Origin of the sequence: uncultured Gimesia sp., assembly GCF_963976445.1 — a bacterium.
Taxonomy (GTDB): Bacteria; Planctomycetota; Planctomycetia; order Planctomycetales; family Planctomycetaceae; genus Gimesia.
Window position 1 is genome coordinate 38,858 of sequence record NZ_CAXBKP010000002.1, and the last position, 20,619, is coordinate 59,476.

Sequence of the window (20,619 nt, forward strand, 5' to 3'; positions counted from 1 at the left end):
TCGCAACTTTGTTAATTTTAGTGTAACTGACGTCGAAACTCATCGCAAGTGGAAAAACGAGAGAATTGATTTCTTCAGAGAATGAAAGGCAACTAAAAAAGCCATCCAGAACCAATGTTCCAGAGGGCTGACTTCCTGTGTCAAGATACGAATGATCGATGCATGTCACGAGTTGATTTGTGACGCCAGAATGGTCATCAGCCCAGCGGTGTCATATTTGTTATAACTGGGGCTGTTCTGGTACTCATCAAATATCGCTTTCTCTGATTAAATATTATAGATATTCACGTCACTGATTCCGGATACCGCGGTGTAAGACCCCATCGAGGTATCCAAAAGGTTGCCGGAAAGACCGATCGAACCGGTGGCAATCAGGGTTCCTGAATCGGCAACAATGTCGAGGTCAGTATCACCATTATCAAGAATCGAACCTGAAGTGGTCTCAACACGGACATGTCCTAAGGAGCTTAAACCTGTCAGTAAGATATCTCCTGCTCCCTCCAGATAAATATCCCCTGTGCCTGCTCCACTTGCTGTCGTTATAATGCTGGAACCTTGGAGTACAATCGCCTGATTATTATTACTGTTGCTATTCCCTCCCCTATGTCCCTCCAGAGAAATATCTCCACTGACACTCGTAATATCAGTTTGGTAAGTAAATATTCCACGATTGGAACTCGTTCCCGAACTCCCCCCAGTTCCGTCAATCGTGATCGCGGCTGTCCCGGTTGCAGTGACTTCAGAGTTGAGTAGATTCACACCATGATTTTCAGTCGTGGTTCCACTACCTCCCTGACCAGTCAATGAAATATCCCCATCAATACTGGTCACGACTCCCTCATTCATCACGAGTCCTCGAGTCGAATTAGTTCCACTGCCTCCGGTTCCATCCAGAGTAATACTGGCAGCGTCAACTCCAGTTCCGGTTGAAGTAATTGTGGCAACCTGCAGGTACAGTCCAAAGTTATTGCTGCTACTGCCAGTTCCGCCTTGACCGGACAGTTCGATATCGCCGGAACTGCTCTCAATCCCTGAATTATAAATATGGATTCCGCGATTTGTTGATGTTCCACTGCCTCCCGTTCCTGAAATCGTGATGGCTCCCGTCCCGGTAGATGTAATCTGAGAACCGGTCTTCATCGTAAAACCAAAGTTTGTAGAGGAACCGGAAGTGCCGCCTGCCTGACCATCGATATCCAGATTGGCATTGACGATGGTGACACTCGTATTACCCAAAATCACGCCATCACTTTCAGACTGTGATCCGCTACCCCCTTCTCCGATCAGAGTCACATCACCTTCGATACTGGAAAGCGTGCTGTTATTAAAACGAAGTCCACTGGTCCACTGGGTTCCGACTCCCCCTGTCCCATTGATGGTGATTGTACCTGCATCAACGCTGGTGCTGCTGGATGAAATTGTACTGGAAACCAGATTGATTCCGTAATTATTGTCACCCGTCCCATTCGCGCCATATCCGGTAATCGAAATGTCACCAGATCCTGTTGTCGCAATTGTTGTATTATTAGATTTGACACCAGCAAATTGACCAGTCGTCCCACCTCCATTATTGGCCAGTAGGGTGATTCCTCCGTCTACAGTGGTCAGGCTGCTATTGTTTGCAAGAAATATATTCCGACTGGCGGTAAGAGAGATCACACCGGAAGTAGAAGAAACGTTACTAACCACCGTGATGGTTTGCGCTGTGACTGTCAGATCACTGGTTCCCAGAACAGTATCATTCGTTTGGAATCTCACCTCATCATCGGTGTCTCCAGTGACTGTGAGCGACCCCAGGTCCAGACTGTCCAGTCCTTCAATGTTGACTGTATCTGCGCCGCTACCTGAATTCGTAGAAACGGTTATCGCTGCGCCAGTTGATGCAAAGGTGACTGCAGCCCCCTGTGTGGAATAAATACTGGACAACCCATCGGCGCTGGCTCCGTAATCAGATAGTGTGACTGTCTCAGAGGCTCCTGTATAACTGAATGTACGACTGGTCGTCTCTAACTCATCGGTGATTGAAGTTGTGTTAGTGTAAGTAATCGTCTGGCCGTCGACGGAAATACTGCCGGCGGTATTGCTGCTCAGTGTATGCGCGATAGTCGTAAAGGTTCCGACATTAGTGCCTTGATCCAGCAGAATCGAGCCGCCATCCCCTTCTGCATCAAAGGCGATATCTCCGAGTGAGGCAGCTAGACCATCGCTTACATCAATGATCAGAGTGTCATCGCCGATATTCCCCCGCACGCGGAATGAAGCTTCGATGGAAGCGTCAATTATAATTTCGTCATCACCGATGCCCGCGTCGATTAAGATTTCACCTTCGGTATCTGATGACAGATCGATGGTATAACTATCAGTGCCAATCAGTGTGGTTCTGGCTGCATCGCTGTAAGCATTGATTGTTACCGAGACATTACCGAGACCAGCATCGGTAAGGGTGATTTGATCGTGCCCTCCGGTCCCGGTGACGTAGGCAAGATTAGGAGTGCCATCGCTGTCGTCATCACGGAGGCCGATGTCGGAATCCGTTGCGAGTAGATCATAGTTATTTTTTGTTGTAACAGAAACCCCGTATTGTCGATCAAGATCAAATCGCGTAACCATGAAGGGATCTTCTCTTGTGGCAGACCCCAGTTCGATCACGTCACCGGCATCTAACGCATCAGTGGTGTGGATGGCGCTAAAGGTATGGAAGGCTTCGTGAGTTGCTGTATAAGCTAATCGCTGAGAGAGGTTGGCATTAAACGCAGCCGTCCCTGAGGTACCAGTTGTGTCAGCAAAGACCTCATCAACAAAAGTATGAGCGGCTTCATCATACTGATTGCCTTGATGGTAGGTACTAGACGAATTGGTCAATAAATCACTGGCCGCTGCGATTCCATAAAGGCCCAATGTATCGCCTACTGAGCCAAGACTGCCCCCAGTTCCAAATACAGTGGACCAGATTTCTGTGACGAAGACGTAGGCATCGAATTCCCCCGAAGCATCGAGATCATTGAGTCCCAATGTTGTCTGGACATCACTGAAGTCACTTGCTGACGCGATTACGACATCGATATCAAACGGTTCCAGCGCGCGTTCTATCAGAGGTACTACGGCATTTGCTAATGCCGTTAAGTCTGCTGTGTTAACTGTCGCATTTCCGTCAAAATCATAATCGAGTGACTTGAAAACTAAATCATCAGTTAATCCAAGAAAGCTGGACCCAAATCCATAGCCGTCTAAATCCGGCCCTGTCCCATCTCCTGTCCCCGTACCGTCAATCTCTAAATAATCTTCAACTGTGGTATGCAGTTCACTGCCTGTAAAACCAGCTCCAAAATCCAGGAACAGGGTGCTCGTCAGCATCTGCCGGACTTCGAGTAGTTCGATGACAGCCGGAGGATTCAGATATGACCTTTGATGCATGCGCCTGCGCATGGCGCGCCGCGCGCGGGAGTTATAACGTGGACGAAAATGAAGACGGGAAGTAAAAGCATTCAGCCAATTCGTAATTCGCATGGTAATCCTCCAATGAATCAATACTAGTATGAGAATTTGGTGATAGATGCGATTCTGTTAAGTGACACTGAGTAAAAGACCTCGTGTAAATGAGGCGTTGTTTGGCTTTTTGATCACTTAATTGGGAAAGGGTAAGGAAAAGCATTTATCATTTGTGGAAGCAGAATACCTTCAATGTTGTAAATGTCCACTGATGCTTACTGTATAAATGTTGTAATGATAGTATGGAACTATACTCACATCTGATTAGGGGGGCTAGGAAGAATACGGAAAGTTGATTTGCTCTGTCAGGATATAAAAGCCTGATTGAATCAGGTGGGAATCAGGCAATGCAATTATTGGGGAGATTGTTTCCCAGCCATAGAATTGCAAGTCAGTATTTGATCTTCGAATTAAAGAAAACTGACTTGTGGGGCTTCGGGGTAGCAGAGAAGCCATGGGAACGCAAGCATTGAGAAACGAAGGAGAGCTGCGATGCGCTCTCCTTCGTGCAGCGAAAATTGTCGTGATATCAGGAAATCGTGCCACAGAAGGCGAGGGAGAATTGGGTGTGTTCTCGTGATCCTTCTTGTGTGGCGGGTTCCTGGGTTACCGTTTGTTTTGCCTGCTCGGGGCGGGAAATCTGAATCTCCCTTGGTGCCGTGATTCCGATGCGGACGTTCCCTTTTCTCGTTTCGAGAATGGTAATCTGGACGTTGTCGCCAATTTGGATGGTTTCGTTGACTTTGCGGGATAAGACCAACATTTGAAGACTCCTTCTTGCAATGTGGATGGTACGTGTTTGGAACAATCTTTAAGATTGCCTGTGGGGTGGGAACCATTGCATTTCAGTAAGCAAGGGAGTTCCACATTTTAACCGAAATACTCAAAGCAACGGTCTAAAGATTAAGGCAACCAAAAGCACTATTGAACTAGTTGTGCAGTTCAATTCAGCAAAATATTGCTGTTGCATCTCTCAATATTATCAAGGGCTCACACCTCCAGCGGTGAGCATGCGGCCGGCTCCTGCCGGACAAGTTGTTGATTGCTGACCGGGAATTTACCTCGACCCCTGTTTTTTGGCAATAGCAGTTTTTACTTTTTTACAAAAAAGCTTGGGGGCTAGGTCCCCTGCCCCTGCTGCAGCAGGACTTTGTCATCAATCGATTTCATCTGGGAGAGGATTTTTTGATGCAGTTGATTGCGAATTTTGATGACTTGCGGGTCTTTGGAGTTGATCAGGTTATTGGTTTCGTCCTTATCTTTTGTGAGATGATATAGTTCATCACGACTTGGGTTTAAGAAGTCGCGAATCAGCTTCCATTCGGGGGTGCGGTACATTCGCATGTGGGTCTTTGACTGATGTTTGGTGCTGTATTCCGCGTAAAAATCATTGTCCCATTCAGTCTGCTTTTCATTTTTTAATAAGGGGACAATGCTGCGGCCTCGGATGGTTAAATTGTCCGGTTTCGAAGTCTGTGCCATTTCGAGGAGCGTGGGAAACCAGTCGAGATTCGAAACAGTCTGTTTAATCATCTGATTCGGCTGAGTCACACCCGGCCAGAGGACGGCGGTGGGGATCTTGAGAGAAGTGTCATACATATTGGGACGCTGGCCTGCTGGTATGTTGGGGGTTGGTTTGGGATTTTTGTTAAGGACCCAATGCCCGTTGCCTTTATGCCAGATTCCGTTATGTCCCATGTTATAGCCGTGATCGCTGGAGAAGATGATAATCGTGTTCTGGTCCAGCTGATTTTGTTTTAATGATTGCAGCAGACGTCCTACATTACGGTCCACGCTGGCAACGCTGGCGAGGTATTCACGCGTCATTTTCTTGACGCGTTTTACATTCAAATCAGGGTAGTCCGGGTTAGGGATTTGTGGATCGAGGTCTTTAAACGGTGCCCAGTCTTCCTCGGCGACTGGCAACCAGCGGGTATGCGGGGCTCTGAAGTGCAGCGACAGCATGAAGGGAGTCCCCTGCTCTTTGTTGATAAACTGGATTGCATCATCAACCAGGATATCCGGGAGCAAGCCTTTCAGTTTGGTGTTTTTGCCATTTACTTCGAGAGTGGGGTCTTTCGGCACGTTTCCGCCGCTGCGAAAGCCCATGAAATAGTCATATCCAAATTGTGTGGGATGATGTTTGTCAAGCAGGCCCAGATGCCATTTCCCGATCAACCCGGTGCGATAACCGGATTCGTTGAGCAGTTTCATCCAGGTGACGGTATCTGGTTTTAAGCCATGGTTTGGTTCCGTGCGGGGATGGATCCAGTCGGTGATTTCCAGTTCTGACCCATATCGGCTGGCGACCAGACTGGCACGAGAGGGACTACAGACAGGCGTCGTCGTGAAAGAATTGACCAGATACGCGCCTTGCTGAAAGATTCGGTCGATGTTTGGCGTTTTGGCATGCGGGTGGCCCGATTGTCCTAATGCCCAGGGGGCCTGATCATCGGTGAAAATGAAAAGGATATTCGGCGGAGAAGCCGCTTCGACCTGATTGGTTTCCAGGAAGAAGAGTGATTGCAGTAAGACGAAAGTGATCAGAAGAGAACGCATATGGATTGCCTCGGATAGTACTTCAGAATTTGAAAGATTCCTGATCCCCAGCTTGTCATGTGGTGGGAGAGGCGTCAAGTGTTCTCGTTTTCTGCGGGGAAGAATATGAATCCGGGGGTTCTTTTTTGCATTTTATGGCCGAAGGAAATACAATGAGGATTACTTTGTGCGCTTTCCTCGTTATTCCTTCCAGTGGGATCTCTTCAAATGGTCAAACATCAAAATCAGATCGTGCGGTTCAAACAGCGGCATGGATTCTCGCTGTGGTCTGGTTTGTTTGTGCTCTGTTTGGTGTCGGCGACATTGGGGGCCGACTCCGATTCGGAGCAGCCGGTTGTCGCGAAGCGTCCTGCTGTCCGTCAGCCTGATTCCAATCATATCTTGACGGTGGAAGAATTAGCCGAGAAAGTAAAAGAATCAGTGGCCTCTGTTTCCTTTGCGGGGCGGGATGGACAACAGGCAGGTTTGGGGACTGGTTTTGTAATCGCCGCTGATGGTTTGATCGCGACGAATTTGCATGTGATTGGTGAAGCGCGGCCGATTACGGTGCAGCTTTCCAATGGCACGAAGTATGACGTTAAAGAAGTGTATGCGACGGATCGGCAGATGGATCTGGCGGTCTTGAAAATTGATGCCAACGATTTAACGCCGCTGCCTCTGGCGGAACCGGGTTCATTGAAACAGGGCGCAGAAATCATTGTACTCGGAAATCCTCAAGGGCTGCGATACAGTGTCGTCAAGGGAGTGAATTCGGGGACGAGAGAGGTCGATGGCAAGCCGATGATTCAACTCGCCATTCCGATTGAGCCGGGCAATAGTGGCGGTCCTGTGCTTGACTCTTTAGGACGCGTGCAGGGAATTGTGACTTTGAAGTCTGCGGTCACCAGGAATCTGGGGTATGCCGTCAACATCAGCGCACTGAAGGGACTGCTTGAGAAGCCGAATCCGGTGCCAATCAATCGCTGGTTAACCATTGGGACTCTGGACGAGCGGCTCTGGAAACCTTTATTCGGTTCGCGCTGGCGACAGCGGGCCGGCCGCATCAAGGTGGATGGTTTTGGTTCTGGTCTGGGAAGCCGTTCGTTGTGTGTTTCACAGGAAGCATTGCCGAAGCTGCCTTATGAAATTGCAGTGGAGGTCAAACTGGATGATGAATCCGGGGCGGCTGGCCTGATTTTTTATTCTGATGAAAATACGAAGCATTACGGTTTTTATCCCAGTAATAATAGCTTGCGAATCAGCCGTTTTGACGGGTCTGATGTGTTTTTGTGGCGTGTGCTGGAAGAGAAGAAAAGCAATTCCTATCGCGATGGCGAGTGGAATCAACTTAAAGTTCGTCTCGAAGCGGATCGTATCTTATGTTTCGTGAATGATGAGCAGGTCTTTGAGGTGAAGGATCAACGCTATACGGAAGGCAAAGTGGGGCTGGCAAAATTTCGAAACACGGTGGCATCCTTCCGAGGGTTTCAGGTCGCGTCGCAGATTGCCGCCTATCGCCCTTCCAAGGAGACAGCACAGAAAATTCTTGACCTGACCGAGGACTTGCGAGTTGATCGGCCGCCGAAAGAATCGCTGATTGAAGAAGTCGTCAAAGAGACGGATGGAAAACGCGTTCAGCAGGCATTGCAGGAGCGGGCACGATTGCTCAAGAAGCAGGCGGAGCGGTTGCAGCAGTTGGCGCAGTCGATTCATGAGCGCGCGGTGCGGGATGAGCTGCGCTCACAGTTTGTCGATAAAAAAGAAGCGGACATCGATTTATTATCTGCGGCTCTGCTGGTGGCCCGGCTGGATAATTCCGAAGTGGAATTGAAAGTCTACTTGAATCAGGTGGCCAGCATGGTGAATGAGATTCAGAAGACGCTGCCTGAGGATGCGAGTCCGAAAGCGAAACTCAAGGCATTGAATCAATACCTATTTAACGAAACCGGTTTTCATGGTAGCCGAACCAATTATTACAGTCGATCGAACAGTTATATTAATGAGACGATCGAAGACCGCGAAGGATTGCCGATTACTCTGGCCATTTTGTATATGGAAATGGGACGCCGCCTGGGACTGAATATCGAGGGGGTTGGGCTGCCCGGCCACTTTGTGGTCCGCGTGAATTCAACCGCTGAGAAAGGTGAGTTGATCGATGTCTTTGAAGCTGGCGCCACCGTGAGTGATGCAGCCGCCAAGGTAATGATTGTCTCTGCAAACAGTGGCCGGTTCGATGAAACATTTTTGGAAGCGCAGCCGAAACGGGAAATCATCAAACGCATGTTGCGGAATCTGTTGAATCTGGCGCGGGACAGTGAAGACATTCAGTCGATGTTGCGTTACGTCGAGACGATGATTGCCATCGATGACGAGTTGCTGCAGGAACGCTGGTTACGTGCGGTACTGCGTTATCAAACAGGGCGCGTTACGGAAGCGATGGCAGACGCCGATTACCTGCTGGAAAAATCACCAGAGGGATTTGATCTGCGTCGCATTCAAGAGTTCCGGGATTATCTGGAGACAGTCAAACAGTCAGAATAAAATGCTTGATTTGGTTGTATTTCTAAATGAGAGGGGAGGCGTTGTATGAGCTGGATGAAGCAGTTTCTGATTTTGTCGGCTTTAATTGTGTATGTGGCTCTGATGGCAGGAGCACATCCTTACGCCGCACCCGGAGTCACCAGTCTGACCAATTCCCGTGTGAAGTATGAGTTGACGGATCAACATGCGGTTGTATTAAAACGTGGCAAAGTCACCGCCATCATTGTGGATAATGCTGCCGTGAATACTAAGGAGCTTCCCGGTCACCGTGCCGGCTATAATGGTGTGGCGTCGCTGAAGTACGAGGGACAAACTGAGAATCTGTTCGTGCCTGCGCTGGCAGGTTTGAATTTCGAACATATCCACGATGGGACTCCCGCGCTGAAGGAAAAATGCGAGCCCCGAAAATCTCCAATGCAACTGCGGATCATTTCTGATGACACGGTCGAACTGTATCAGGCGCCGACTCAGAACTGGAAACTGGAGAGCTGCAGCCGCTATCAGTTACTGGATGACGGGACGATTGAATATACGTTTGAATGTATGCCTCATGCGGCTCTGTTTAAAAATGGGTATATTGGTCTGTTTTGGGCCAGTTATATGCAGGCACCAGAGGATCGTCGGATTTATTTTTATGGGAAATCAAAGTCAGAAGTTAATCAGGCGGTGGCATTGATTGCCGCCAGGACGCCTGCACATGGAGTTGACAGCACACATCCTCCTGCCAATGCCGTTTATTTTCCCAATGTGTCGGCTGAGTTTCCGCTGACACTGGTGAATCATCCTTCGCGGTATGTTTATTCACAGCCGTGGTACTATGGTATTCGTCAGAAATATTCCTATACTCAGATGTTTCGTAATCGTGATCAAATCTGGTTTGCCCAGTCGCCTACGGGAGGTGGGAATCAAAACCCCGCTTGGGACTTTCAGTGGTTTATTCCTGATTACAAAGTGGGTGAGGCTTATGGATTTGTCATGCGGGCGCATTATGCTCCCTGGACAGATCACGGCTCATTACAGCATGCAGTTCAAACACATTTATCTGCTCTGGCGCAAGAATAATTTCGACAATCATTTTCCGAAATGAGCTGGTTTCAGGATTGAAATCAGGTTTGTTGTCCAAGGCATGGATTGACTTTACGATGAGAAAAATTGGCTCGCTCGAAACCGAGCAGCAGGCAAGGAATTTCGTAGACTATCTGTTGACGCAGGGAATCGACATCAATATCGAGTCGTCAGGCGATCAATGGTCGGTCTGGGTGTTTGATGAAGATCAAGTCGAACAGTCCAAAGCCGCATTAGCTGATTATATAGAAAGTCCTGAAGCAGTAAAATATCTGAGTGCGCCCCTTCAGGCGAATGCAATTCGCGATGCGCGCATCAAAAAAGCGCGCCAAGATGTGAAAAAGCAGGTTGATGTGCGCGAGACCTGGAATCGCCCTTTTACCAGTCGCTGCCCGGTGACTTCATTGCTGATCGGCATCAGTGTGGTCGTATTTCTTTCCATGCAGTCAAATGAATATGAAAATCAGGTCAGGCAGGCATTGAGTATTTGCTCCTTCAATACTTCAGGTAATATGATCAGTTATGATACACGATTGGTGGATGTGCGAGAGGGTGAAGTCTGGAGACTTGTGACACCAATTTTCATTCATTTCGGGCTGTTTCATATTTTGTTCAACAGTGTGATGACCTATCAATTGGGAGGCGCGATTGAAATGAATCGCGGCAGTATCCGGCTGGCGTTGCTGGTTCTGTTGACGGCGATTCCATCCAACCTCGCTCAATTTTATTGGTCTGGTCCTGGCTTTGGTGGCTTATCGGGGGTTGTGTATGGGATGTTTGGTTATATGTGGATGAAGAGCCAGTTTGATCCGAGGTCCAATTTTTATGTGCCCCCGAACATGGTGTTTATTCTGATTGGCTGGTTCTTTCTGTGTATGACCGGAATGGTCGGCCCCATTGCCAATATGGCGCATGGTTTTGGATTGGGGACTGGGATGGCGCTCGGCATTGGATCTTCTTTTTTAAAGCAAAGACGCAAATCAACGTGAACTCGACGATTTCTGACAGACGGTGATTGTTCACTTTTAGAGAATCGCCTATAATTTTCACAATAGTAGACATCGACTGTTGAGTTTAGGACCATCAATATTGCTTACCCTCTCAAGTGGAGCGAGATTTCGGATGATGAATCGACAAAAATGGAGTTTAATCGCAGGGGTACTTTTAGTAATGAGCTTTGCTTCCCACACCTCTTCAGCAGCAGGAGATCCTGCTCCTCCTGAAAAAATCAGAAACGTAGAAGGCATTACCGAGTATTCACTGGAAAACGGCATGAAAGTGTTACTGTTTCCAGATGCATCCAGTCCCAAGGTGACAGTCAATTTAACACTCTTGGTCGGTTCCCGGCATGAAGGTTATGGCGAGACCGGCATGGCCCACCTGCTCGAACATATGTTGTTCAAAGGCACGCCGACGCATCAAAATATCCCTAAGGAACTGCAGTCCCGCGGTGCCCAGTTTAATGGAACCACCTGGTATGACCGCACGAATTATTACGAAACATTACCGGCCAGTGAGGACAATCTGGAGTTCGCGCTGAAGATGGAATCCGACCGCATGATGAATAGTTACGTCAAGGCGGAAGATCTGGCTTCGGAAATGACCGTTGTACGCAACGAATTTGAACGCGGCGAAAACAGCCCCTCGCGGATGCTGATGCAGAAAGTAATGTCCTCTGCTTTTGAATGGCACAACTACGGGAAATCAACGATTGGTAACCGTGCCGACATTGAACGGGTTCCCGTTGATCGTTTGAAAGGTTTTTACAAAAAATATTATCAGCCGGACAATGCCGTGCTGATTGTCGCGGGGAAATTTGATCAGGCGGAAACGCTGAAGCTGATTAATCAATATTTCGGAACGATCCCCCGCCCTGAACGGAAACTGGATCAAACTTATACAGAAGAACCTGCTCAGGAAGGCGAACGCATCGTCACCCTGCGTCGGATTGGTGAAGTTCCTGTGGTCGGTGTGGTTTATCACATCCCCGCAGCCGCCCATGAAGATATGGCGGCTTTGGATGTACTGGAATCATCACTGACCGATGATCCTTCCGGCGTCTTGTATCAGGCATTGGTCAAAACCAAGAAGGCTTCCAGTGTTTCAGGATCGATCTTTGCGTTGCACGATCCGGGTGTATTAAGACTGATGGTGGAAATCGTCAAAGGCAACGATCCGCAGGTCATACTGGGGATCATGTTTGATACGCTGCAGGAAGTACAGGAAAAAGGAGTCTCCGCGGAAAATGTCGCGCGTGCCAAAGAAAAACTGTTGAAGCAATACGAGCAGGCGGAAAATAACAGTTCCCGTCTCGCCGTTGAGTTGTCCGAATGGGCCGCGATGGGAGACTGGCGACTGCGGTTCCTGTATCGGGATGCATTGGAAAAGGTGACTCCCGAAGATGTCAAACGAGTCGCGGACAAATATTTGAGAGCGAATAACCGGACTGTCGGAATCTTTGAACCTGTAAAGGAAAGCCAGAAAGTGGCGATCCCTCAGGTTGCCGAAATCGAGAAAATGATCGGCGACTACAAAGGGCGTGAAGCGGTCGCAATGGGTGAAAACTTCGATGTGTCACCAGAAAATATCGACAAACGCACGTCCGTCAAAACCTTGCCGGGCGGCGTGAAAGTCGCTTTGCTTTCGAAGAAGACCCGCGGCGAAGAGGTCCATCTTAAGATGACCCTGCGTTATGGGAATCTGGAAAACCTGCAAGGCAAACGGACTGCCTGTGAGTTTCTACCTGTGATCATGAAGCGGGGAACGAAAACTAAAACCCGCCAGCAAATTGAGGACGAACTGAATAAACTTCGTGCCCAGTTGAGTCTTTCTGGATCGGCTGGTGATTTGAACGTCGGCATCAAAACCCGTAGTGAAAATCTGGGGAAAGTGCTAGAGATTCTGAAGGAGATTCTTCGCGAGCCAACATTGCCCGCAGCAGAGTTAGAACTATTGAAAACCCAGCAGGTCGCAATGCTGGAAAAACAGAAAACCGATCCTCAGTCACGGGCTATTTTGTCTGTGCGTCGACAGCTCAGGCCCTACGGAGAGGAAGATCCGCGTTACGTCCCCGATATCGATCAGGAAATAGCGCGTGTGAAAGCACTCTCGCAAAGTGACCTGCAATCGTTGTATGAAAATTTTCTTGGTGCTTCCGCTGGTGAAATTGCGGTCGTCGGCGACTTCTCAGAAGATCAGGTGTACGCTCAACTCGGATCTGTTCTGGAAAACTGGGAATCGAAAGCCGCCTATCAGCATATTCCCGCAGAACCCCATGAGATTCCAGGGAAGCTCACGGAAATCATCATTCCTGACAAGGCGAATGCGTTCTACTTTTCCGGTCTGACCTTTCCAATGAACAGTGAGTCCCCTGACTACCCAGGGATGGTTGTCGCCGGGTCTGTGTTGGGTTCAAGTGGGCTCTCTTCTCGATTAGGAGATCGTGTACGACAGAAAGAGGGGCTGGCATACGGTGTGGGCGCATTCATTCACGCTGGTACGGTTGATAAACGTGGTTCGATTTCGATTTATGCCAGCTGTAACCCCGACAACATGGAGAAAGTAGAAACCGCCATTCAAGAAGAACTGGCGCTATTGATCTCCAAAGGGATTACCGAAGATGAGTTGGCCAATGCCCAAAAAGGTTATCTGGAAAAGCAGGAAGTTTCCCGGACTAGTGATGCTTCGCTGGCTTCGATTCTGACAACGAATTTATTCGCAGATCGGAATATGACCTACTATTCAGAGCTGGAACAGAAAATCAACGCGGTGACGGCTGACGCAGCGCAGCAGGCGTTTGCGAAGTATATTCATCCTGGAAATCTGATTATTGTTATTTCCGGCAGCTTGAAGAAATAGGACTACGGAATTTGATTCCGGTTAGTGGAGTACAAGAAGTTCGGTTCCTCTTGATCGCCTGCAATTGCGCATGCGGTGACAAAATCGATGACAAAAAGAGACAGATTCTTTTTGTCATCGGAAGTCTGGGGGAGGAGCCGAACGTGTGCTGCTGGATCAGTTGGCATGTTTAGATCGCGATCCGTTTACGCCGCGATTAAATCTTGTCTTACATACTGGTTCGCTGAGAATTCTGAATTTGAAACCTGGCAGTCGCTTGTGCCTGCTATTTGATTTCAATCGGATCCACTTCGTCTTCCAAAAAATTTCGCGCGAAGCCCACAGAGGAAAATCCTTACCACAACCGACGTCTCTCATTTTCGATTCGTCACGGTGGTTGGATGAATTGAAATCTCAAACATGAGCGGTTATTTCAGGTTGTTCAAGTGTGTGAATCGCAGAACTCGTTTACGCTTCATTTGAGTTAATTGATTCTCCGTTCGGATGTATGGGCAATGCTTGATTCTTAACCAATAACTGGTTACCTTGGTTCTTCCTGTATCTGAGACTTCATTATTATTTAACATACCCAATAACTATTGGTATAGTAAGAGTTTGCAATGACAGACGAAGCAGCAAATTCCCGAATTGAACAAGACCGTCAACTGATCTTGGATGCCAAACAGCGTGGTACTGGGGCTAAGGTTGCCGCATATACCAGGCTATCTGGCCCTGGGTGGTTGCAGAGTGCCATTACCTTAGGTGGCGGCTCTCTGGCCGGTGGATTATATCTTGGTATTCTTTCGGGATATCACCTGATGTGGCTGCAGCCCGTAGCGATGATCATGGGTGTGGTCATGCTGAGTGCCATCGGGTATGTGGCGTTATCAACGAAGGAACGCCCTTTTGCTTCGATTAATACTCACATCAGCCCTGTTCTGGGTTGGGGTTGGGCGATTGCGACTTTGATGGCGAACTTGATCTGGTGTATGCCTCAATATGCCTTGGGGACAGCCGCCCTGCAGCAGAATTTAGCTCCTGAATATTTTGCAGACAATGATACAGGCAAAATGATGGCGGCAGCAGTTTTGTTTGTGGTTTCGGGAACAGTGATTTGGTTTTATGATTCCGGCGGATGGGGGATCAAATTGTTTGAAGCCATCCTGAAAATTCTGGTTGGTATCGTCGTACTCTGTTTCTTCGGGGTGGTCTTAAAAATGAGCCTCTCCACCAACGATTTGGACTGGGGCAAAATTCTAGCCGGCTACATCCCCAATTTCAGCCTGTTTACGAACCCTTCACCTGAGTTTTCAGATGCCCTGTCAAAGGCAGGAGAATATGGTGACTATTGGAAAAATCTGATTGTTGGTAATCAACAGAAGGTGATGATTACGGCAGCCGCGACTGCAGTGGGGATTAATATGACATTCCTGCTTCCCTACTCCATGCGGGCCAAAGGCTGGGATAAGGATTTCCGCGGACTGGCAGCTTTTGACTTGTCAACCGGATTGTTTATTCCCTTCTTACTCGCGACAAGTTGCGTCGTGATTGCCGCCGCCTCTCAGTTTCATGCCAAACCGGCCGCAGGCTTATTGGGTGAAAAAAATGCCGAAGGTCAGGTCGTGCAGGCCGATCCCGGTCTCTTAGGGCAGTATCACAAATTATTGGATAACCGAATCAAAGCTGAAGTCCCGGCAACAGACTGGAGCGAGTTGCAGCGGAAAGAGAATCAGCCTGCACTGGAACAGAAACGGAATGAAATTCCTCTCCCAGAACGAACCTTGGCAGCAATGCTGGTCAATCGGGATGCATTCCAGTTGGCCGCGGCACTCAAACCTCTAGCCGGTGCAACGGTCTCACAGGTTGTGTTCGGACTCGGGGTCGTGTCAATGGCCATTTCGACGATTATCATTCTAATGTTGATCAATGGGTTTGTGTTCTGTGAAATGCTGGGGGTAGCACCTCGGGGAATGTATCACCGCATCGGCTGTTATATGCCGGCGATTACTGGGATGGTGGGGTCCTTTTTCTGGAAAGGGGATGCCAAGGCCTGGTTAGCAGTTCCGACCTCAATGTTTGGGATGGTGTTACTGCCGATCGCTTATGCAACCTTCTTCTTTATGATGAATTCGTCGAAGATTTTGGGCGACCAAATTCCTAAGGGAGGCAAGCGTGTTGCCTGGAACCTGGCGATGGGGATTTCGACTCTACTGGCGACCTTTGGTTGCATCTGGAGTATCAAGTCCAGCCCGTACGCTACTTATGGATTCATTGCATTAGGCGCGTTTATTGGCCTGGCGATCATTGTGCATATCATGCGAATGGCCGGTGGCAAATCGTCTGATACACAAGCAGAATAATTTTCGAAAAACCCGATGCCGCAGTGGGATTTGCAGTTACTGCAATTGCACGCGGTTATCGGCTTCGGAGTCAATTTTCTTACTGAAGAAAATTTTCGAAGGACGAATTCTGAGGCGTTGTGCCCAGAAGCGTGCTAGTACTGTGAGCGTTCCCAGTCCGTATTTGACACAGCGTCTGAAATTAATGCTGGAGGCTTCCGGGAAATAGCGGACTGGTACAGGAATGTCGCCAACACGGAAGTTGAAGTAAACCGCCTGAGCCAGGAACTGGCTGTCGAACACAAAGTCGTCTGAGTTCTGTTCGAACGGGATGGTTTCCAGAACTTCTTTGCGATAAGCACGAAATCCGCTATGAAAGTCACCCAGATTCTGGCCTAGAGCGACGTTTTCGGTAATCGTTAATAGGCGATTGGCGATATATTTCCAGGCAGGCATGCCCCCCGCCAATGCTTCCTGACGCGTACGGATTCGCGATCCCATTACGACATCGCAGTTACCCAGCTTGAGTAGCTGGACGGCGATTCCGACCACGCGACTGTCATATTGATAGTCGGGGTGCAGCATCACAATATAGTCTGCGCCGTGATCCAGTGCATACTCATAACAGGTTTTCTGGTTACCACCATATCCCCGATTCTGCTTATGCTGAATGACGGTTAACCCTTCCCGCAAAGCCAGATCAATTGTTCCATCGGTGCTGCCATCATCGACCAGGATAATTTCATCCACCACATCTTTCGGCAGGTCGGACAGTGTTTTCAAAAGCGTTGAAGCTGCATTAAAGGCAGGCATCACCACGATTGTCTTTCCTGTCGGAGCGCTGGCACGTTCTATTTCTTCGAGCAGAGGTTCCAGATTTCGGAACTGTGACATGGCTTCGGCACTATCGGGTGCAATCACAGGTTCTGCCAGTTGATAATTCGAGCTTAATGATGAGGTGGATTCCAGCACGTCAGTCTCCGGGAAATAGTCTAGTTATAAATTCTCTGTATGGTCGTTCGATGTCCAATTTTGAAAAGCCTAGCTTATAGAACGAAACGGCGAATCATTTGATTCAGGAAGGAAAATGGGGAAGCCAGATCTCATTTCACGTTGATTCTGATTGGATCGATTGTGCCGATCATCGTGTTTGATTCTGTGATTGATGTTTCAATTAATCATCAATCGTTCCAAAGCATCAGCAGAAATACATCCACGACCTATGTTAAGAGTACACAGGGTGCGTCTCGTTTTGCCCTGTGAGAAAACGGATCAAATCTATGTCGAATCAAAATCAAGAAACACTGCCCTGGCAATTATTTCAGGCGATTAAAGCGCAGAAAGTTCCCATTATTTCATTGGGGCTGACTGTTCTTGTCAGCTTTGGGATCGCGATCAGCTTTGATTTCGTCAATTGGGATGATCCCTGGTACGTGATTCACAATCCGTTGGTGAAGAGTTGGGGGCCGGATAATCTACAGAAGATTTCCACTCAGGTCGTCACTCGGAATTATGCTCCGCTGACGGTCTTCTCATTTCTGATAGATCATAGCCTGTATGGTCTGTGGGCCGGCGGATACCATTTTTCCAATATTCTCCTGCATCTGGTCAATTCGATCCTGGTGTTCCTGCTGGTCACGCGGTTGACTCAAAATCGATTGATTGGCTGGGCAACAGCGGCCGTATTTGCGATTCACCCGGTACAAGTCGAGACTGTGGTCTGGATTTCCTCACGCAAAGGCCTGTTATCCGGTGCGTTTATTCTGGCGTCACTCTGGTATTGGCTTCGGAAAGATCGAACTTTAGAGCAGAATACCTGCGGCTTTCTCTGTTTTGTCTTTGCCTTGCTGTCCAAAGCACTCGCCGTGATTGTACCTGCAATTGTCTTCTGTTTTGATTACTGGGTGGCCAAAGTGCCGTTCCGGGAAGCGGTAAAACGCCAGATCTTGCCAGGATGCTGTGCCCTGTTATTGCTGGTGATCACAATGCTGGCGCAGACCAGTGAACTGGGGGGTGTGCGCGATCACTTCGGGATGAGTAAACTGGAAATCCTCTCGGTTGATACCGTGATCATGTCAAAATATATCCAGATGCTGCTCTGGCCTGAAACCCGATCCGTCCTCTATGATCCGCCCACAACGGGGATCAGCTTGAACATCATGATATCGATTGGTAGCTGGCTGATCGCAGCTTGGCTATTTGTACGGATGGGCAAACGCCAGCCCTTAATTCTGTTTGCCGGCGCGACGTTTATATTGTTGCTGATCCCGGTGCTCAACTTATTTCCGATCACCACATTAATGAATGATCGCTATTTATATCTGCCCTGCATCCCCTTCTTTGCTCTTGTGTTTTGTGGCAGTCTGCAGCTACTGGAATTAATGCGGGAACGAATTTTGAAACCTCTACTGAATCCAAAACGGATTTCGGGGTACCTGGTTCCGGGGGTATTTGGCGTCCTCGTATTGTGTTTATTAACCAGATACAGCCTGCTGACAGAGCGTTATCTGACCGTCTGGCGGGATGGTCTCACGTTATGGCGTTATACGTCACAACAAGTACCTCAGCTGCCTGTAGTGCAGATTCAACTGGCTAACAGCTATCACAGCCAGGGGAATTCGGAGCGGGCGATCGCGATTATCAAACAGGCGCTACAGGATACGAATCCCGATGAACTGGATCGCGTGCGCATGGAGCAGAAGGTTCAGGATTGGGAACGACAGAAATAAATGGGCTGCTTAGCTTCCTGGTTTTACTGTCTGCCTGCGCGGAATTGCTCTCGCACTCGCCTATTTAAATATTCAAATTTCAATCGTCAGTGCACCGCTTGCGATTGTTGATCGCATCATCCGTAAAAAAAGTGGATGTCGTTTTTGGGCATCATGCTTTTTGTTCTCTGATTTCATAGACTTTGCGGGCACTTGAGTGTTTCTTTTTCAAAACGCATCGGTTTTCTCGGAAAATCTTTTGTATCTCTCCTTGACTGTTTCAACCGGTGACCTACTTTTGTGTGTCAGCCCACGAAATTGAGAAACAATCAATCAAGTGTGTCTAACAAGTTAAAAAATATTATTTCGGAACTCCTGTTCCGTTTTTATGAAACTTTAAAATCTCCAATACCTTTTCTGCAGTTCTGATGGAAGTGCAGGAAGTTTGCTCTTCTAAAGAGGGGGCATATTGGTCGCTTCATTTGAGGATGTAACTCAAAGAAGCAAATGTTTCGGGTGAGTTGTGAGAAAATGCGAGCATTTCGTATCTTCCATAGCTTAGTTGTTTAGTGTCGATACATGTGGTTCATGGGTCGACTCCAATCGGAAAGAAAGAGAGCAACAACGATGAAGAATCTGACAAAGAGCATCAAGAATTTCCTGGTTTCAGAAGATGGCCCTACAGCTGTTGAGTACGCTGTAATGCTTGCCCTGATCGTGATCGTCTGTCTGACTGCTATTCAAGCTGTCGGTACGAACGCGAATGCGAAATTCGAAGCTGTTCGTGATGCATTGACCTAATATTGGTTAGTTGCCTCGCAACAAAATTGCGTGTAATTCGCTCAGCCGAACAGTTCGGCTGGGCGTTTTCTCGCGTAATAGATTCTTTAAAATGAGTTTGAAATCTTTTGACCCCGTTGCTTTACCCGAAGTGTGTTCATAATCATTTTTTAATTTCGAGGAGAGAGCAGGATGTTTCCTTTCTGCATAGATGCCCAGGCGGGAGCGATTTTGGAATTGATCATGCTGATCGTTCCGATCATTGTTTGGTTTGCATCACTACTAACATGTAGCCGCTGCTAGTCTGTCTGAAACAGATGACGCCGGGATTGCTGACAACCCAGAGTGCTTGAACCGGGTTGTAAAAAAACCACACTATTTTGCAAGATATTCCCTGCTCTGCTCTGCTTGTGACCTAAACTGAATAATAAGAATACAAAAGTAACATGATTCAGCTCTGGTCTTCCTGGTTCTTTTCGCAATCGGAACCAGTTCTGAATTGTGACCTCATACAAGAAATATCCCCAACGAAATGTGATGAAACGCATTTCAATAAGATTCAATAAGAAAGGCCAGATTGATGGATTGGCAACAGTTACTTCTCGAAAATTGGCATGTTAAGTTTGTTTCCATCGTCTTGATTTATGCTGCTTACATCGATGGAAAAGAGCTGCGGGTTCCTAACTGGATTACCTACCCGATGGTACTTTCCGGGCTGGTCTATATGACTTGGACCGGCGGACTGGCTGGTCTGGGTTGGGGGGTACTCGGAATGGTTGTCGGTCTGGCAACACTGCTCCCCTTGTACAGCGTTGGTGGCATGGGAGCCGGTGATGTGAAGTTGATGGCAGGGATTGGTGCCTGGTTGGGTGTGAAAATTACCTTCTACGCATTTTGCGTTACGACAGTTGTCGGAGCCATTATGGCTGTGGGTATGGTGCTCTACCGTAAGAGCTTCTACAAGCACTTGGGACAGGCCATCATAATTCTGGACGAATGGCGTTCTGTCAAAAATCCACGTGAACTCTCTCGGATCGCTAAAGAACGAAAACCGACCATGTATCTACTGCCTTATGGGATTCCCATTTGCATTGGATCGATTGCCTACTTTTTCTATGCCGGCTTACTCTAGGGGCGGGTGGTAAAAAGCTGCTGATAAAATAGATGAAATATGTCAAGTGCGGGTTATTGGTTACGGCGTTCTATCGGGACGCCGTAACCAGAATTATTATTCCAAACGATAAAATCGTTATAAATTGAAGCAAGCACTCTCAAAGTGCCGATGTTGACTATGATGACAGAATTTTCTTTCTGTTAGCCTG

Annotated in this window: 12 protein-coding genes; 8 read left to right on the top strand and 4 right to left on the bottom strand. The window is 48.1% G+C overall.

The features are described from left to right. Positions 1-267: 267 nt before the first annotated feature. The 3 genes from AAC022_RS02660 to AAC022_RS02670 form a co-directional block, all read right to left on the bottom strand. Positions 268-3,507, bottom strand: a complete 3,240-nt coding sequence (locus tag AAC022_RS02660) for a hypothetical protein (protein WP_339727713.1) — start codon at positions 3,505-3,507, stop codon at positions 268-270. A gap of 511 nt (positions 3,508-4,018) precedes the next feature. Then, the gene (csrA, locus tag AAC022_RS02665; protein ID WP_339727715.1) at positions 4,019-4,252 is read right to left on the bottom strand and encodes a carbon storage regulator CsrA; all 234 of its coding nucleotides are present in this window, start codon (positions 4,250-4,252) and stop codon (positions 4,019-4,021) included. Between the two features lie 356 nt (positions 4,253-4,608). Continuing rightward, positions 4,609-6,048, bottom strand: a complete 1,440-nt coding sequence (locus tag AAC022_RS02670) for a sulfatase-like hydrolase/transferase (protein ID WP_339727716.1) — start codon at positions 6,046-6,048, stop codon at positions 4,609-4,611. 207 nt (positions 6,049-6,255) lie between these two features. On the opposite strand from AAC022_RS02670, the gene AAC022_RS02675 reads away from it, so the two are divergent. The 5 genes from AAC022_RS02675 to AAC022_RS02695 all read left to right on the top strand — a co-directional run bounded on the left by AAC022_RS02675 (position 6,256) and on the right by AAC022_RS02695 (position 15,830). Then, positions 6,256-8,568, top strand: coding sequence for a transglutaminase family protein (locus tag AAC022_RS02675; protein WP_339727718.1), 2,313 nt, complete (start codon positions 6,256-6,258; stop codon positions 8,566-8,568). Positions 8,569-8,613: 45 nt separating this feature from the next. Continuing rightward, the gene (locus tag AAC022_RS02680; RefSeq protein ID WP_339727719.1) at positions 8,614-9,630 is read left to right on the top strand and encodes a hypothetical protein; all 1,017 of its coding nucleotides are present in this window, start codon (positions 8,614-8,616) and stop codon (positions 9,628-9,630) included. 80 nt (positions 9,631-9,710) lie between these two features. Then, on the top strand, positions 9,711-10,622 hold the full coding sequence (locus tag AAC022_RS02685) for a rhomboid family intramembrane serine protease (protein ID WP_339727720.1): 912 nt from the start codon (positions 9,711-9,713) through the stop codon (positions 10,620-10,622). 133 nt (positions 10,623-10,755) lie between these two features. Then, on the top strand, positions 10,756-13,491 hold the full coding sequence (locus AAC022_RS02690; protein WP_339727722.1) for a pitrilysin family protein: 2,736 nt from the start codon (positions 10,756-10,758) through the stop codon (positions 13,489-13,491). A 599-nt stretch (positions 13,492-14,090) separates the two neighbouring features. Further along, positions 14,091-15,830 (top strand): divalent metal cation transporter, encoded by a 1,740-nt coding sequence (locus tag AAC022_RS02695; RefSeq protein WP_339727723.1) that lies wholly within the window; start codon positions 14,091-14,093, stop codon positions 15,828-15,830. A gap of 36 nt (positions 15,831-15,866) precedes the next feature. Here AAC022_RS02695 and AAC022_RS02700 read toward each other — a convergent pair whose 3' ends face one another. Beyond that, positions 15,867-16,781 (bottom strand): glycosyltransferase family 2 protein, encoded by a 915-nt coding sequence (locus tag AAC022_RS02700; RefSeq protein WP_339727725.1) that lies wholly within the window; start codon positions 16,779-16,781, stop codon positions 15,867-15,869. Between the two features lie 308 nt (positions 16,782-17,089). Here AAC022_RS02700 and AAC022_RS02705 point away from each other — a divergent pair, with 308 nt between their 5' ends. From AAC022_RS02705 to AAC022_RS02715, 3 genes are all read left to right on the top strand, one after another. Continuing rightward, complete coding sequence (locus AAC022_RS02705; protein ID WP_339727727.1) at positions 17,090-18,538, top strand: hypothetical protein; 1,449 nt, start codon at positions 17,090-17,092, stop codon at positions 18,536-18,538. Between the two features lie 606 nt (positions 18,539-19,144). Continuing rightward, on the top strand, positions 19,145-19,318 hold the full coding sequence (locus AAC022_RS02710) for a Flp family type IVb pilin (RefSeq protein WP_002649391.1): 174 nt from the start codon (positions 19,145-19,147) through the stop codon (positions 19,316-19,318). Between the two features lie 559 nt (positions 19,319-19,877). After that, a complete protein-coding gene (locus AAC022_RS02715) occupies positions 19,878-20,429 on the top strand; it encodes an A24 family peptidase (RefSeq protein WP_339727728.1) in 552 nt (183 codons plus the stop codon). The last annotated feature ends 190 nt before the right edge of the window (positions 20,430-20,619 follow it).